The sequence below is a fragment of the Herbaspirillum rhizosphaerae genome (assembly GCF_046025915.1).
GTDB classification, from domain to species: Bacteria; Pseudomonadota; Gammaproteobacteria; order Burkholderiales; family Burkholderiaceae_D; genus Herbaspirillum; species Herbaspirillum rhizosphaerae_A.
On the sequence record NZ_JAQQFR010000010.1, the window covers coordinates 170,138 to 185,408 of the forward strand.

9 protein-coding genes are annotated in these 15,271 nt (G+C 59.8%); 6 read left to right on the forward strand and 3 right to left on the reverse strand.

All coding sequences use genetic code 11. The features are described 5' to 3' along the window. Positions 1-30: 30 nt before the first annotated feature. The 6 genes from glgB (at position 31) to PQR63_RS16245 (ending at position 12,285) form a co-directional block, all read left to right on the forward strand. Positions 31-2,364 carry a 1,4-alpha-glucan branching protein GlgB gene (glgB, locus tag PQR63_RS16220; protein ID WP_408169104.1) on the forward strand — a complete coding sequence of 778 codons (2,334 nt, stop codon included), beginning with the start codon at positions 31-33 and terminating at the stop codon, positions 2,362-2,364. Between the two features lie 27 nt (positions 2,365-2,391). After that, entirely contained in the window at positions 2,392-4,581 is a 2,190-nt protein-coding gene (gene glgX, locus PQR63_RS16225; RefSeq protein WP_408169030.1) for a glycogen debranching protein GlgX, read from the forward strand. A gap of 2 nt (positions 4,582-4,583) precedes the next feature. Further along, positions 4,584-6,494: a malto-oligosyltrehalose trehalohydrolase gene (treZ, locus tag PQR63_RS16230; protein ID WP_408169031.1), complete on the forward strand. Its 1,911-nt coding sequence runs from the start codon at positions 4,584-4,586 to the stop codon at positions 6,492-6,494. Continuing rightward, a complete protein-coding gene (gene malQ / locus PQR63_RS16235; RefSeq protein WP_408169032.1) occupies positions 6,491-8,623 on the forward strand; it encodes a 4-alpha-glucanotransferase in 2,133 nt (710 codons plus the stop codon). Before treZ ends, malQ begins: the two co-directional genes overlap by 4 nt. A gap of 24 nt (positions 8,624-8,647) precedes the next feature. Then, complete coding sequence (gene treY / locus PQR63_RS16240) at positions 8,648-11,509, forward strand: malto-oligosyltrehalose synthase (RefSeq protein WP_408169033.1); 2,862 nt, start codon at positions 8,648-8,650, stop codon at positions 11,507-11,509. Between the two features lie 188 nt (positions 11,510-11,697). After that, the gene (locus PQR63_RS16245; protein WP_408169034.1) at positions 11,698-12,285 is read left to right on the forward strand and encodes a YMGG-like glycine zipper-containing protein; all 588 of its coding nucleotides are present in this window, start codon (positions 11,698-11,700) and stop codon (positions 12,283-12,285) included. Between the two features lie 99 nt (positions 12,286-12,384). Here PQR63_RS16245 and PQR63_RS16250 read toward each other — a convergent pair whose 3' ends face one another. The 3 genes from PQR63_RS16250 to PQR63_RS16260 all read right to left on the reverse strand — a co-directional run bounded on the left by PQR63_RS16250 (position 12,385) and on the right by PQR63_RS16260 (position 15,201). Beyond that, positions 12,385-12,660 (reverse strand): hypothetical protein, encoded by a 276-nt coding sequence (locus PQR63_RS16250; protein ID WP_408169035.1) that lies wholly within the window; start codon positions 12,658-12,660, stop codon positions 12,385-12,387. A 281-nt stretch (positions 12,661-12,941) separates the two neighbouring features. Further along, on the reverse strand, positions 12,942-13,436 hold the full coding sequence (locus tag PQR63_RS16255; protein WP_408169036.1) for a GFA family protein: 495 nt from the start codon (positions 13,434-13,436) through the stop codon (positions 12,942-12,944). Positions 13,437-13,494: 58 nt separating this feature from the next. Continuing rightward, positions 13,495-15,201 (reverse strand): thiamine pyrophosphate-binding protein, encoded by a 1,707-nt coding sequence (locus PQR63_RS16260; RefSeq protein WP_408169037.1) that lies wholly within the window; start codon positions 15,199-15,201, stop codon positions 13,495-13,497. Positions 15,202-15,271: the final 70 nt, after the last annotated feature.

Genomic DNA, 15,271 nt, shown 5'->3' on the forward strand with positions numbered 1-15,271 from the left:
ATGATGGCATTGCCGCAACTGAAAAACACCATGGAAACCGAACATCACTCTCTGCAGAATGAGCACGACACGCCGTATTTTCCCGGCGTGGCATTAACTGCCAGTCTGCAACACGGGCAGTTGGGCGATCCGTTTGCCTTGCTGGGGCCGCGCTATGCCAAATTGCCGCAGGATGAACAACGCCTGCGTCTGTGCTGCTACTACCCGGGCGCCAGCGCCGTGCAGGTATTCTCGCGTCCTACAGACGATGTCGATCCGCATGGTGCCTTGCTCGGCAACCTCACCCAGCTTGAAACAACGCCGGGAGGTAGCGAAACCGCTACAGGTATTTTTTACGGTGAGGTGGTGTTGCCTGCGCACGCCGCACAGCGCGAGATTCCGTATGTGCTGCATGTGGCCTGGCCCTGCGCCGATGGTGGTGAAGAAGTGCAGATCACCGAAGACGCCTATGCATTCGGCCTGTTGCTGAGTGACTTTGATCTGCACCTGTTCCGTGAGGGACGCCATCGCCAGCTCGGTCGCTGCTTCGGTGCGCAGGTGATGACGATAGATGACGTCGAAGGTGTGCGCTTTGCGGTGTGGGCGCCGAATGCCCGGCGCGTCTCTGTCATCGGTGATTTCAATCAATGGGACGGCCGCCGGCATCCCATGCGCTTGCGCCAGAGTGCGGGCGTGTGGGAGTTGTTCATCCCGCGCTTGCGTGACGGCACGCTCTACAAATACGAGATTGTCGGGCCTGATGGCACTGTGTTGCCTGCCAAGGCAGACCCTCTGGCGCGGGCGACAGAAGCACCGCCGGCCACTGCATCGCGCGTCATCGATGACCGCAGCGGCTGGCGCTGGCACGACCAAAGCTGGATGCAGCAGCGTGCGCAACGGCAGTCGACACAGTCGCCGATGTCCATTTATGAAGTCCATGCGGCGTCGTGGATGCGCATCCTTGAAGAGGACGGCCGCAATCTCGACTGGAATGAACTGGCAGAGCGCCTGATTCCTTACGTCAAAGGCATGGGATTCACCCATCTCGAACTGCTCCCCGTGATGGAGCATCCCTTCGGCGGCTCGTGGGGTTATCAACCCTTGTCGCAGTTCGCCCCCAGTGCGCGATTTGGGGCAGCAGCAGATTTTGCAGCCTTCGTCGACGCCTGCCATGGCGAAGGCATCGGTGTCATCCTCGATTGGGTGCCTGCGCATTTTCCCTCGGATCCGCACGGTCTGGCTCACTTCGACGGAACGCCGCTGTATGAGCATGGCGATCCGCGCGAAGGATTTCATCAGGACTGGAATACGCTTATCTACAACCTGGGCCGGCATGAGGTGCGCGGCTTTTTGATTGCCAGCGCGCTGGAATGGCTGGAGCATTTTCACGTCGACGGGCTGCGCGTGGATGCGGTGGCGTCAATGCTGTATCGCGACTACAGCCGCAATGCCGGCGAGTGGGTGCCGAACATCCATGGCGGGCGCGAAAACCTGGAGGCGGTCGCCTTCCTGCGCGAACTTAACCAGACCGTTCATGAGCGTTGCCCCGGCGCGCTGATGATCGCCGAGGAATCAACCTCCTGGCCGGGCGTGACGGCGCCGGTGGAGCAGGGCGGACTAGGATTTTCGTACAAGTGGAACATGGGCTGGATGCACGACACGCTGCGCTATGCGGAACAGGACAGCATCTATCGCCGCTACCACCACCATGATTTCACGTTCGGCATGATCTACGCGTTTTCGGAATCTTTCGTCCTGCCGATTTCGCACGACGAAGTCGTGCACGGCAAGCGTACCTTACTGCAAAAGATGCCGGGCGACTATTGGCAGAAGTTCGCCAACCTGCGTGCTTACTTCGGCTTCATGTGGACGCATCCCGGCAAGAAGTTGCTCTTCATGGGCAGTGAATTCGGCCAGTACGACGAGTTCGATCACGACAAATCGCCCCAATGGGAGCTGCTGGACGATCCGCGTCATCGCTGCATTCAGCGCCTGGTGCGCGACCTCAACCGTATCTACGTCGATCTGCCTGCCTTGCATCGCTACGACTCCCAGGCTGAAGGATTTTCATGGGTGGTGGGCAACGACAGCGTCAACAGCGTGTTCGCGTATTTCCGTTACGGCGATGCCGGCGAGGCGCCGCTGCTGGTCGTCGTCAACATGACGCCGGTGCCGCGGCATAACTACCGCATCGGTGTGCCGCCGGGGCCGGACAACAGCTATCAATGGGAGGAAATCCTCAATACCGACGCCGACATGTATGGCGGCAGCAATCTGGGCAATGCCGGCGGCGTGACCGCACAAGCCGAGCATTGGCACGGTCATCCGGCTTCGGTTTTGCTGACATTACCACCGTTGTCCACACTGGTTTTACGCCGACGATAACTTGAAAAATATTCTGAGAAAACAATAATGACACTGATCACACCAAGAAAACTGCAGGCAGGAGCGCCTTATCCACTGGGCGCGCGTTTCGACGGACTGGGGATCAACTTTGCCGTATTTTCGGCGCATGCCAGCAAAATCGAGCTGTGCATTTTTGATGCTACCGGCAGGCGCGAAGTTGAGCGCATCACCTTGCCGGAATGCACCGATGAGGTGTGGCACGGCTATTTGCCGGACACTTCGCCGGGATTGGTTTACGGCTATCGCGCCTACGGCCCTTATGAGCCGCACAAGGGCCATCGATTCAATCCCAACAAGCTGCTGCTGGATCCTTATGCACGAAAGCTGGTGGGCCAGGTGCGCTGGACGGACGCCTTGTTCGGCTATCGCCTGCATTCGCCCAAGGGCGACCTTAGCTTTGACCGGCGCGACAGCGCTGCGGCCATGCCCAAAGGCGTGGTCATCGAAGAGATGCCGGTCGGCCAGAACTATCCGCGCCCGCGCGTCCCGTGGTCGAAGACGGTGATCTATGAGGCTCATGTGCGCGGCATTTCCATGCAGCGCGAAGGCGTGATGCCGCATGAACGCGGGACTTTCGCCGCGCTGGGCCATCCTGATTTCATCGCGCATTTGCAGAAGCTGGGCGTGACCACGATTGAGCTGATGCCGGTGCATGCGTTTCTCCAAGAAAGCTTTTTGCTGCAACGCGACCTGCGTAATTACTGGGGTTACAGCACGCTGGGATTTTTCGCTCCCGAACCGAGCTATCTGTCCACCGGCGACCTTAACGAAGTGCGTATGGCGGTGCGGCATTTCCACGCTGCCGGGATCGAGGTGATCCTCGACGTGGTCTACAACCATACCTGCTCGGGCAGCGAACTCGGGCCGACGCTGAGTTTTCGCGGGCTGGACAACGCCAGTTATTACCGGTTGATTCCGGGGCAGGAGCGTTACTACATCAACGATACCGGCTGCGGCAATACCGTCAACATGTCGCATCCGCGCGTGATCCAGATGGTGCTGGATTCGCTGCGCTACTGGGCGCAGGCCTTCGACATTGACGGATTCCGTTTTGACTTGTGCTCGACACTGGGACGTGAGCCGACCGGTTTCGATCCGCATAGCGGCTTCTTTGACGCATTGATGCAGGATCCCGTGTTGTCGCAACTGAAGCTGATCGCCGAGCCGTGGGATATCGGGCCGGGCGGGTATCAACTGGGCAATCATCCGCCACGCTTTGCTGAATGGAACGACAAATTTCGCGATGGCATACGCCGTTTCTGGGCGGGGGCGGAGGGCGTGCGCGGCGAGTTTGCCGGACGCATGCTGGGTTCTTCGGATTTGTTCGACCATCACCATCGCAAGCCATGGGCATCGGTCAACTTCATCGCTTCGCATGACGGTTTTACCTTGCGTGACTTGGTCTGCTATGAAGGCAAACACAACGAAGCCAACGGTGAAAACGGCAACGACGGCCACAACGACAACTACAGCGCCAACTGGGGCATCGAAGGGCCGAGCGACGATCCTGCAATTGAACAGTTGCGTGCAACGGTGCAGCGTTCGATGCTGACCTGCGTCTTTCTGGCGCAAGGCACGCCGATGCTGCTGGCCGGCGACGAATTCCATCGCAGCCAGCGCGGCAACAATAATGCCTATTGCCAGGACAACGAAATTTCGTGGGTCGACTGGACAGCTGCACAAAGCGAGGAAGCCGTTGCGCTGACCACCTACGTTGGCCGTCTGAGCGCGATTCGCCGGGACTTCCCGGTATTGCTGAGCGAACGCTTCTTGCACGGCCGTCGCGAAATCCAGCCCGGACTCAAGGATGTCTCCTGGTTCGACGAGCGCGGTACGCCGATTTCAGTCGAAGACTGGCAAAACCCGGTGGCACGTGCGTTGACATTGCAATGCGCCAGTGCGCCGGCGGATGACGCCACAGGCAGCAAGGACGGCAACAGCAGCAATAGCACTAGCACCGCCGCTGACCAGGACAGCCCGCAGTCTGCCGTGCAGCCGGACATCATCCTGATGTTTTTCAATGCCGGTCATGAGGCCATCGATTTCACGTTCCCACGCCCCGGGGATGCGCATTATCTGCTGATCGACAGCAATGTTCCCGATGGCGCTGCTTCTATCGAGCCCTGTACTGAGGCGAGCGTTCAGGTTGCCGCCCACAGTGTGCAGGTCTTCGCCAACCGTCCGTGCCGGGAATAATCATGAATAGTCTGGTTCCGCTTCATCCCAACAATGTTCGTTTTCATTACCGCTTGCCGTTCGGCGCCGAGTATCTGGGCAACGGCCGCACGCGCTTTCGCCTCTGGGCGCCGCTGGCCAAAACGGCCGCGGTCGAACTGGACGGACGCCACCGCGTGCCGATGTCGCCGTCCTTGTCTTCTGATGAAGAAGGCTGGTTCGAAGTCGAGACCGACTGCGAGGCGCTGACTCAGTATCACTACGTGCTGATGTCGCAAATCGACGGCGAGATCAGCGTGCCCGATCCCGCTTCGCGTTGTCAGGCCGGCGACGTGCATGCCGACAGCGTCGTGATCGATGCCTCGGCCTATCAATGGCAGACGCTCGACTGGCGCGGCCGGCCATGGCATGAGACGGTGCTGTACGAGTTGCATGTCGGCGCGCTCGGTGGTTTTGCCGGTGTGACGCAACGGCTGCAAGAGCTGGCCGAACTCGGCATCACCGCAGTCGAACTGATGCCGGTGTCGGAGTTTCCCGGCGCTTACAACTGGGGTTATGACGGCGTACTGCCGTATGCGCCCGACGCCAGCTATGGCACGCCCGAGCAACTCAAGCAGCTGATCGATACGGCCCATAGCCTGGGGATGATGGTGTTCCTCGACGTGGTGTACAACCATTTCGGCCCGGATGGCAATTATCTCGCCAGCTATTCGCCGTTCTTCCGCAACGACACAAATACGCCGTGGGGCCAGAGCATCGATTTTCACCGGCCCGAGGTGGTCGACTTCTTTGCGCAGAATGCCTTGTACTGGCTGCAAGAGTATCGCTTTGACGGCCTGCGGCTTGACGCAGTGCATGCCATTGGCGATCAAAGCTGGCTGCGTACGCTCGCGGCGAAGGTGCGCGCGGCCATCGCGCTGGAGGATGAGGAGATCGGTCTCGAAAAACGTCATGTCCATCTGGTGCTGGAGCACGACGGTAATGCCGCCTCGTTGCTCAACGGTGGTGTCGCAGGTGAATCTGGTAGCGGCAAGTATGAGGCCCAATGGAACGATGACGGCCATCACGTGTTGCATGTGCTATTGACCGGCGAAACAGGCGGCTATTACGCCGACTATGCCATCCAGCCTGCTGAAAAACTGGCGCGTTGCCTGCGCGAAGGATTCATCTATCAGGGCGAACCATCGCCATACCGCGACAACGAGCTGCGTGGCGAAAGCAGTGTTGAACTGCCGCCAACGGCGTTCGTTCTGTTTTTGCAAAATCACGATCAGATCGGTAACCGGGCCCGAGGCGAACGGCTCACGGCGCTGGCCGATCCTGCGGCGCTACGTGCGGCGCAAGCCTTGCTGTTGCTATCGCCGCAGATCCCGATGCTGTTCATGGGCGAAGAATACGGCGCGGCGCAGCCGTTCTATTACTTCACCAGCCATGCCGACGAGAAGCTGGCCGATGCGGTGAGGATGGGACGGCGCAAGGAGTTTTCGCGCTTCCCCGAGTTTGCCGATTCGGCGGCACTGGATGCCTTGCCAGATCCCAACAGTTTTTCCACCTTCATGGCATCGATTCCCGAGCCTGTCGCACCGGAGGAAGATGCCAGCGCCGGGCAATGGATGGGCTGGTGCTACCGCCTGCTGCTGATCCGGCGCGAGGCGATTACGCCGTATCTGCCGGGCGCCATTGCACTGGACGCGCAAGCAATCGGGCCTGCGGCGGTCTACGCGCGGTGGCGGTTGAATAACGGCACGGTGCTGTGCATCACGGTCAATCTGGGTAAAGAAGCGGTGACGGATTCAAGCGATACAACGCTGGATGCGCTCGCTACGCTGGCGGGTGCCGATGTCCTGTTCGATAGCGGTGGCGTACTCGATTCGTTGGCCGGCGGTGTGTTGTCGCCGCATTCCATCCTGGTCATTCGCGAGGCTGCAAGATGAGTAGCCGTCTGCCAGAACAAGCCCCCAGCGATTATGACAAGGCCGTTTATAACCTGGCGGCGTTGGCCGGCATCGCAGTCAACTGGATCGATGCCTACGACCAGCCGCAAACGGTGTCACCGGCATCGCTGCGCACCATCCTTGCCACTCTGGGCTTGCCCTGCGACAGTCACCGCCAAGCCGACGAAAGCCGTGCGCGACTGCAAGAGATCAACCGCTCGGCGGCACTGCCGCCTTTGATCACTGCGGAAGTTGGTAAAGATATTGTCTTGCCGGCGCAATGCGGTTTGCAAGGACAGTCCTGCCTGATCATCCTTGAGTCCGGCGAGCAGCTGGCACGAAAAATATCCGATAGCGACGCACCGACCATTGCCGCCATCGACCGTTACGGTTATCACCGCCTGCAGGTGGTCGGCATCGAAGTCACGCTGGCTGTGGCGCCACCGCGCTGCTATGGCGTGGCCGATGCGTTTCTCGACCAGGGCGATGCCCGCGAGCGCGGCTGGGGACTGGCGCTGCAACTCTATGGATTGCGCAGCGAAGACGATGGCGGTATCGGCAGCTTCGGCGGTCTGGCGCAACTGGCGACGAAAGCCGGCAAGGAAGGTGCGACAGCATTGGCGATCTCGCCGGTGCATGCCATGTTTGCGGCAGATACGCACCGCTTCAGTCCGTATTCGCCATCGAGTCGCTTGTTCCTCAATGTGCTGCATATCGATCCGGCGGATGTCTTGGGACGCAGCGCGATGCAGCAAGCCTTGCAGGAAGCGGGACCGGAAGCCTTGGCCCTGCAACAGCGGCTGGAACACGCGTCGCAGGTCAACTGGCCGGAAGCAGGGCGGCATCGCCTGAACCTGTTGCGACACTTATACGGCATGTTCCGCATGCAAGATACGCCTTCGGCCGAATTCGCCGCCTTTCGTTTGCAAGGCGGTCAGGCGTTGGCAGATCACGCATTGTTCGAGGCGCTGCATCACACGCTGGCCGCGAAGACGCCGGGCATTGCCAGCGACTGGCGGCATTGGCCCGAGCGCTACCACCATCCCGATTCGGCGGAGCTGCGTCGTTTTGCGCAGGAGCAGGGCGGCGAAATCGATTTCCATGTTTTCTTGCAGTGGCAGGCCGCACGCAGTTTGCAACGTGCGCAACAGGCGGCGCGCGACAGCGGCATGGCGGTTGGTCTGATTGCAGATCTTGCCGTCGGCGCCGACAACGGCGGCAGCCAGGCATGGAGCCACAGTGAAGAAATGATCGCCGGTTTGTCGGTGGGCGCACCGCCGGATCTGCTCAACACGCGCGGGCAAAACTGGGGCATCGGGGCGTTTTCACCGCTGGCGATGCGGGCGGCGGGATTCCGCTCCTACATTGCGATGCTGCGCTCGGTATTTGCACATGCCGGCGGCGTACGGATCGATCACGTGATGGGGCTGACGCGGCTATGGCTGACGCCGGAAGGTGCCGATGCCAACGACGGCGCCTACCTGCGCTACCCGGCATCCGACCTGTTGCGGCTGATCGCATTGGAATCGTGGCGGCATCGCGCCATTGTAATCGGGGAAGATCTAGGCACCGTGCCGGAAGGTTTCGACACGCAACTCAAAGACAGCGGATTGCTTGGCATCGGCGTGCTTTGGTTCGAACGCGAGCAGAAGCAATTCTTGCCGCCCAAGGCATGGCCAGCGCACGCCATTGCGACCACCTCCACGCATGACCTGCCGACGGTGGCCGGCTGGTGGAGAGGGCGCGACATCGGCTGGCGTGCGGAGCTGGATTTGCTGATGCCGGGCGACACCGAGGCACAGGCCTTGGACGACCGCAGGCAAGATCGCCGATCGCTGTGGCAAGCCCTGCAGCAAGCCGGATGCGTAAGCGGAGAACAGCCCGCCGACGATCAGCCGGAATCCGTGGTGGATGGCGCTGCTGCTTACATTGCGCAGACTCCGGCACCGTTGGCGTTGCTGCCGGTTGAGGATCTGCTGGGGCTGGAAGAGCAACCCAATCTGCCCGGCACGGTTGCGGTACATCCTAACTGGCAACGCCGTCTGCCGGCGACCGCGTCCACTTTGCTGGAACAGACTTCATGCCGCCGGCGCATGCGCTTGCTGCAACGACCCGACATAAAAAAGTAACGTAACAATGACGCGAAAGTAATCATGCCGATCTCCAATCCTCAGCAACTTCCGCGCCCGTTGCAAGCCACCTTGCGCATCCAGTTTCATCGCGGCTTCACCTTCGACGATGCTTTGGCGCAGTGCGATTACTTTGCCGCACTTGGCGTCAGCCATTTGTATGCCTCACCACTATTCACGGCGCGCAGCGGTTCGACGCATGGCTACGACGTGGTCGATCCTGGACGCATCAATCCTGAACTTGGCGGCGAAGAGGGCTTGCTTCGTCTGGTGCAAGGCCTGCACACGCGACAAATGGGATTGATTGTCGATATCGTGCCCAACCACATGGCCGTCGGTGGACAAAATCTCTGGTGGTGCGATGTCCTGCTCTGGGGGCAACACAGCCGCCACGCCAGTTGGTTCGATATCGAATGGATGGGCGCCGATCCGGCATTGCACGGCAAAGTGTTGTTGCCGGTACTGGGCAAGCCATATGGTGAATTGTTGCGCGATGCCGAAATCGGTCTCGGCTTTGATGTTGAATCGGCGCGTCTGTACGTCGCGATTCCAGGTAACCACTTGCCGGTCGCGCCGGAAGACTATGTTGAGATCTTGTCGGCTGCCGACTCGCCACACCTGAAAAAAGCCATCGCCGCCTTCGAACGTGTGCTCGACGCTGCGGTGCAGGAAGAGCGCCAGACGCACGCCGAACGGGCATGGCGTGAACTGGCAACTGCCGTCGCCGATACTGAGGGCATGGCAGCGCTGCATACTGCGCTGGCGAGCTTCAGCGCGGCCACACCGCATGGCGCGCAGGCCTTGCATGCCTTGCTGGAGCGCCAGCATTACCGCCTGACAGACTGGCGCAACGCCGGCGATGAAATCAATTGGCGGCGTTTTTTTGAGATCGGCGACCTGATCGGCATGCGGGTGGAACAGGTGGATGTATTCGAAGCGACGCATGCCGGGCTGTTCCGTCTTTATGAAGAGGGCCTGATTGACGGCGTGCGTATCGATCATATTGACGGACTGGCCGATCCAGCCGCCTACGTGCGGCGGCTGCGCGAGCGCCTGCAAAGCATCCGGCGCGACATCGTGCCCTACATCATCGCCGAGAAAATTCTGGCGCCCGATGAAAGCCTGCGCAACGGATGGGGCCTCGATGGCACCACCGGTTATGACTTCATGGATCAGGCTGGCGCTGTGCTGCACGATGGTGCAGGAGCGGTAGCACTGGATGCGATCTGGAAGGAGTACCGCGCCGACCCCGACGGTTTCGACCATGTCGTGCTGGCAACGCGGCGACGTTTGCTGACGCAGAACTTCGCCAGCGAGTTCAACGCCTTGACCGCGACCTTGCATGCGTTGGCGCGCACGACCGTGGCGACGCGGGACATCTCGCTGATGTCGATACGGCGCTGCATGCTGGAATTGCTGGCGTATTTTCCTGTGTATCGCAGCTATGGCGATCACGACGGTAGCGACAGCCGTGACGGCTTTTTGATTCGTACCACGGCAGCGCGGGTGCGCGACTATCTGCGCAAGCAGGATCTGCCGACGCTGGACGCCATCGCCGGGTGGCTGGCGGATGCGCCGGAACCGGAAAAGTTACAGAAGCTGCAAAGGCAAGACGAACACATCACCAATTACAGCCAGTTGCACTGGCGCGCGCTGACGCGGTTTCAGCAACTGACGCCGCCGCTGACGGCGAAATCGACCGAAGACACCGCCTTTTACCGCTATGGCCGTTTGCTGTCGCGCAACGAGGTGGGATCAGATCCGGCACAGCTGGCGTTGCCGATGGAGGATTTTCATCGACACGTTTTGCGACGCCATCGCGATTTTCCCCGCAGCATGCTGGCGACCGCAACCCATGATCACAAGCGTGGTGAAGACGCGCGCATGCGGCTGGCGGTATTGAGTGAGATTCCGGCGCACTGGCAACAGGCATTGCAGAGATGGCGTGCGCTCAACACAGCGGCACGGGTACAGGCACCGATCGATCCGGTGGACGAGCTGATGCTGTATCAGACACTGGTCGGCGTCTGGCCGCTGTCTCAGACCTTTCAATCTTCACAAGCCGGTGAGAGCCGCCCAAAGGAATTGACGGATCTGGTTAAACGCGTCTCTGAATGGCAGCGCAAGGCCTTGCGAGAGGCCAAGCGGCGCACCGACTGGAATGCACCGGATACAGTGTATGAAGGGCATTGCGAAGCGTTCATGCAGCGCATCTTGCGACCTGATGCCGACAATCCCTTCTTGCCGGCCTTGCGTGCCTTTGTGCAAGAGATTTCCGCCGCAGGTGCACTCAACAGTTTGAGCCAGACCATGTTGAGGCTGACGGTGCCGGGTATTCCTGATCTGTATCAGGGATGTGATCTCTGGGATTTCAGCCTGGTTGATCCGGATAACCGTCGTCCTGTGGACTATGCATTACGGCAAGAGTTGATGGCGCGCAACGGTGTGCGGGCATTGACGCTGGAAGACTGGCGCAGCGGCGATTGCAAGCAGCAGCTGATCCGCACGCTGCTGCATTTTCGCAGTGGTCGTGAGGCTTTGTTCACGACCGGAGATTACCTACCACTCACGGTGGAAGGCGAGTTGGCTGAGCATCTGCTGGCGTTCGCCCGGAGCGCAGGCGATGTGACTGTAGTTGTCCTTTGCAGCCGTCATGCCGCGCGGTTGATCGCTTCCGGCCATTCGGCGCAATCGTTGCAATCCGCTGTCCCCTTGATCCCGCCGCAGCGTTGGGCAGATACGTCGGTGCATCTGCCGTTGGAATGGACAGGTGGCGAGTGGCAAAGCATCTTGTCGGGAATGCAGGGAGCGATTCGTGAGCAAGTCATCGCCGTGTCTGACGTGCTGCGAAGTTTTCCGGTGGATGTGCTGGTGCTGTCTCGATGAGTCTGCCCTTGGAGCTCTATATGCAGTCTGGCCGGGAGGACTGCGATCGATTCCTGGCGTCGATTCTTAACGTCAATTCCTACAGGCAAATGCGTGGCGCGCCTATCGTCTTCGCCGCGCGGCAAGGATAGGCTCTTCGACAAGGCTCAATGGAGTCCCGACGACACTTAACACGAAGGAGTCCTATCATGTCCTCTATCATTGTCGGCAGATTTCAACTGCAGGATGAAACTGAATACGCTGTAGATGAGCTGGTGCAAGCCGGCTATCCACGTGACGCCATCACCACCTTTTATCTCAATCCGGCTGGTCAGCACGATCTGTATCCGGTCGGCGGCGACCGCGACAAGTCTCCCGGCGCCAAAGACACTGACACCGGCGCAGCCACAGGAGCGGCGACCGGAGCCATCGTCGGTGCAACCGTGGGTTCTGCGACAGCGCCGGTCACCGGCGTCGCCGGCCCGGCTCTGGGCGGCTTGGTCGGGGCGCATCTCGGTTCGCTGGTCGGCTCTCTCAACGCCACCGACGACACGGATGGCGGTAGCCGTCATGCGCAGGAAGTGGAAGTCCGCAAAGCAGGCATGCGGGTAGCGGTCGCAGTCGACGGCCCACCGCAAGAAAATGAAGCGATCGCCTTGTTGCACTCACTCAAGGCTGCCGATATCGAGCGCAGCGAAGGTCACATTGAGCATGGCGACTGGGATGATTTTGACCCCTTGACGCCGCCGCGCTATGTCGATTTACAAGGCAATCGTTCTTATACCGGTCGCATCTGAATAATCGAATGGTCGAATAATTGAATGGTCGAATAATTGAATGGTCGAATAATTGAATGGTCGAATAATTGAATGGTCGAATAATCGAATGGTCAGCGCTCAGGGCCAGGGCATCGGCGTGACGTCCTGGTATTGAGCGTTTTCAGCGTGTGGCGTCTCAGGAAAAGGTGAACCGGTTTTCCGTTCGTCGGTGTGCAAGCGGGCACCCAGCAACAGCAGCAGTTCGCGATCGCTGGCGATGAAATCGGATTGACCCAGCGGCTGGCTGGTGTTCGGCCAGTTTGCAACCGCCCAGCGGCGCAATTCACGGTAGCGGCGTACCAGTTCATCGGCATATTGTTCGCGTGCCAGCGGTTCGTTAGCGTGGGTGTCCATGGTGTGCTCCTAGTGTGTGTGAAATCGTGTCGAACGGGGAAAGAGATAGCGCAGCCTAACGCCCCCAGGCCTGCGAAGGCATCGGACAGGTACTTATTTCCTTGTAGGACGGTGACCGCTCAGAACAATAAACAATGGCATGGAAACTCTTATCCACACTGAGATCCCGAAGTTATCGTGCTACTTATCAAGCTGCAGACGGCGGGCTGTTTTCGGCAGATGCAGGAGAGACATCGTAGCGGTGAAGACACGCCAGGTGTAAAACGGCGTCCACAGCTTGCTCACTCTTTACCGGCAAAGCCGAGGCGCTGGTGCCATTCCAATAGTGACTCTTTCGGAAACTGAGCGAATTGCTTGTCCTTGCGGGCTGACTTGACCTCGACCCAGGGCGCTTTGTAGTCAAGCAGCAGATGGGTATATTCAGGCGGCTTCGGCAACGGCGTATCGATCGCTGAGGCGAAGGGATGAACCAGATCCGGCCAAGTGGGATCGTACAGCCACAGTGCGCTGCCGCATCGGCGGCAAAAGTGGCGCTGACCTGTGCTGGTGTGAATACGCTTTTCACCTTTGCGTTTGAGGCGGGCGTGGTAGACGCTGACGTCATCCGAACCTTTCACCTTGAGACTATGAAAATCGCCACCGAGGTTGACGGCATAACCGCCACCACCCTGAGTCTTGCGGCATATCGAGCAATAGCACCGTTGATACGGATAGGGCGTGTCGCTATTGAGCGAAAAGGTCACGGCGCCGCAATGGCAGGAGCCTTTGAGTTTCATGCGTTCCTCGCGAAAGGTTGGGACGGTTGGTAACCTCAGCTTAACCCTAATCGTGAGGTCAGGCGCCGCCCATGGAGATCATCGCTTCCTTGATCTTGGCCATGCCGAAATGCCAGATCTGGTCGAGTTTGATATGCGGCATGACCGGCAGTTCGGACGGATCGATGTAGACATTCAGGACGGCAGGCCCTGGCGTGGCGAGGAAGGGGCCGAGTGCCTCTTCCAGTTCAGCGGCAGTGTTCGCGGTGTAACCGGCGGCCCCGCAAGCGGTGGCGAACATGGCGAAGTCCAGATTGGGGAAATTCGATCCTTCGAAAGCGGGCAAGCCGGCTTCTTCCATTTCCAGATGCACTAACCCCCATTCGCGATTGTTGAATACGACCACCTTGACCGGCAGCTTGTGCTCAACGGCTGTCATGAACTCGCCCAACAGCATGGTAAAACCGCCGTCGCCGACTGCCACGATCACCTGGCGCTCACGGTCGAGCGCTTGAATGCCATTGCCTTGACCCAGCGAGGTGCCAACTGCCGCATTGTTGAATGAGGCGAGAATCCGCTGGCGGCCGGTCTGGCGAATCCAGTTGCCGCACCATAGTGTCACTACGCCGGTATCGACGACAAAGACCGCGTCTTCATTGGCGCGGTCGCTCAGACGGCGGGCAAGATATTGCGGCTTGACCGGGCCTTTTTCGGGCTGTGCCGGCGGAGAGGCATGCTTGTCGAGAGTCATGTTCCATTGGTGGCGATGGTCGCCGACCTTGTTGAGGAAGGCCGCGTCAGTTTTGCCGTGAACGTGTTGCAGCAATTGCGCGACCGCCGGGCCGACCGAACCGGTGATGCCCAGATCAACCGGCATGCGGCGACCAAGGACAAAGCCGCGCTCGTCGATCTGGATGGTCTGGGTGCGGGTAGGCAGGAATTCGGAATAGGGATAATCGGTACCGAGCATCAGCAAAAGTTCGGCATCGCGCATCGCGTCCATGCCGGGCGCACCGCCGATCAGGCCAACACCACCGATCCAGTGCGGATGATCGTAAGGCAGCATGTCCTTACCGCGGAAGGTATGGATTACCGGCGCTTGCAGTTTTTCTGCCAGTGCAGCGATTTCATGGATGCTGGAACGGCAGCCGTTGCCGACGAAAATCGCGACCGATTTGGCTGCGTCTATCATGCGTGCGGCCTGGCCGATCTCGCTCTCGGGCGGCGTGACCTCCGGTTGTGGGCGTAAGGTGTTGATGCTGTGTACCGACGTCGCAGTCGTGATTTTGCCGCCGATCACGTCGGCCGGAATGCTGATGTGCGCCACGCCGCGCTGGTGGTAAGCCTGCGCGATGGCCTGATGCACAACCTGAATCGCCTGCGCCGGGTTGATGATGGTCTGGGTATAGGCGGCAACGTCGCGAAAGAGCAGGTCGGGAACGTTCTCCTGCAGATAATCGATACCGCGCCGGCTGGCAGGCACACCGCCTGAAATCGCCAGTACCGGCGCATGATCCTTGCGCGCCTCGTACAGGCCGGCGACGAGATGGTTGGCACCGGGGCCGGTGGTGCCGCAGCAGACCGCCAGCTTGCCGGTGAGCTTTGCCTGCCCGGCGGCGGCAAGGGCAGCGCCTTCTTCATGGCGCACGCCTATCCATTCAATCCGGTGATCCTTGCGGACGGCCTCAGTCAGAGGATTGAGGGCATCGCCGACAACGCCGAAGATCTGGCGCACACCGATACGGTGCAAGGTTTCGACGAGCATTTCGGCAACAGTGGTTGACATGAAAAGTCCTTTGTTCTTTGCTTGGCGGAAGGATGAGTACGAGTAAAGGGGAAGAGCGCTGAAACAGCGC

Coding starts and splice junctions, on each gene's coding strand:
- glgB (WP_408169104.1), top strand. CDS start 31: ATGGAAACCGAACATCACTCTCTGCAGAATGAGCACGACACGCCGTAT.
- glgX (WP_408169030.1), top strand. CDS start 2,392: ATGACACTGATCACACCAAGAAAACTGCAGGCAGGAGCGCCTTATCCA.
- treZ (WP_408169031.1), top strand. CDS start 4,584: ATGAATAGTCTGGTTCCGCTTCATCCCAACAATGTTCGTTTTCATTAC.
- malQ (WP_408169032.1), top strand. CDS start 6,491: ATGAGTAGCCGTCTGCCAGAACAAGCCCCCAGCGATTATGACAAGGCC.
- treY (WP_408169033.1), top strand. CDS start 8,648: ATGCCGATCTCCAATCCTCAGCAACTTCCGCGCCCGTTGCAAGCCACC.
- PQR63_RS16245 (WP_408169034.1), top strand. CDS start 11,698: ATGTCCTCTATCATTGTCGGCAGATTTCAACTGCAGGATGAAACTGAA.
- PQR63_RS16250 (WP_408169035.1), bottom strand. CDS start 12,660: ATGGACACCCACGCTAACGAACCGCTGGCACGCGAACAATATGCCGAT.
- PQR63_RS16255 (WP_408169036.1), bottom strand. CDS start 13,436: ATGAAACTCAAAGGCTCCTGCCATTGCGGCGCCGTGACCTTTTCGCTC.
- PQR63_RS16260 (WP_408169037.1), bottom strand. CDS start 15,201: ATGTCAACCACTGTTGCCGAAATGCTCGTCGAAACCTTGCACCGTATC.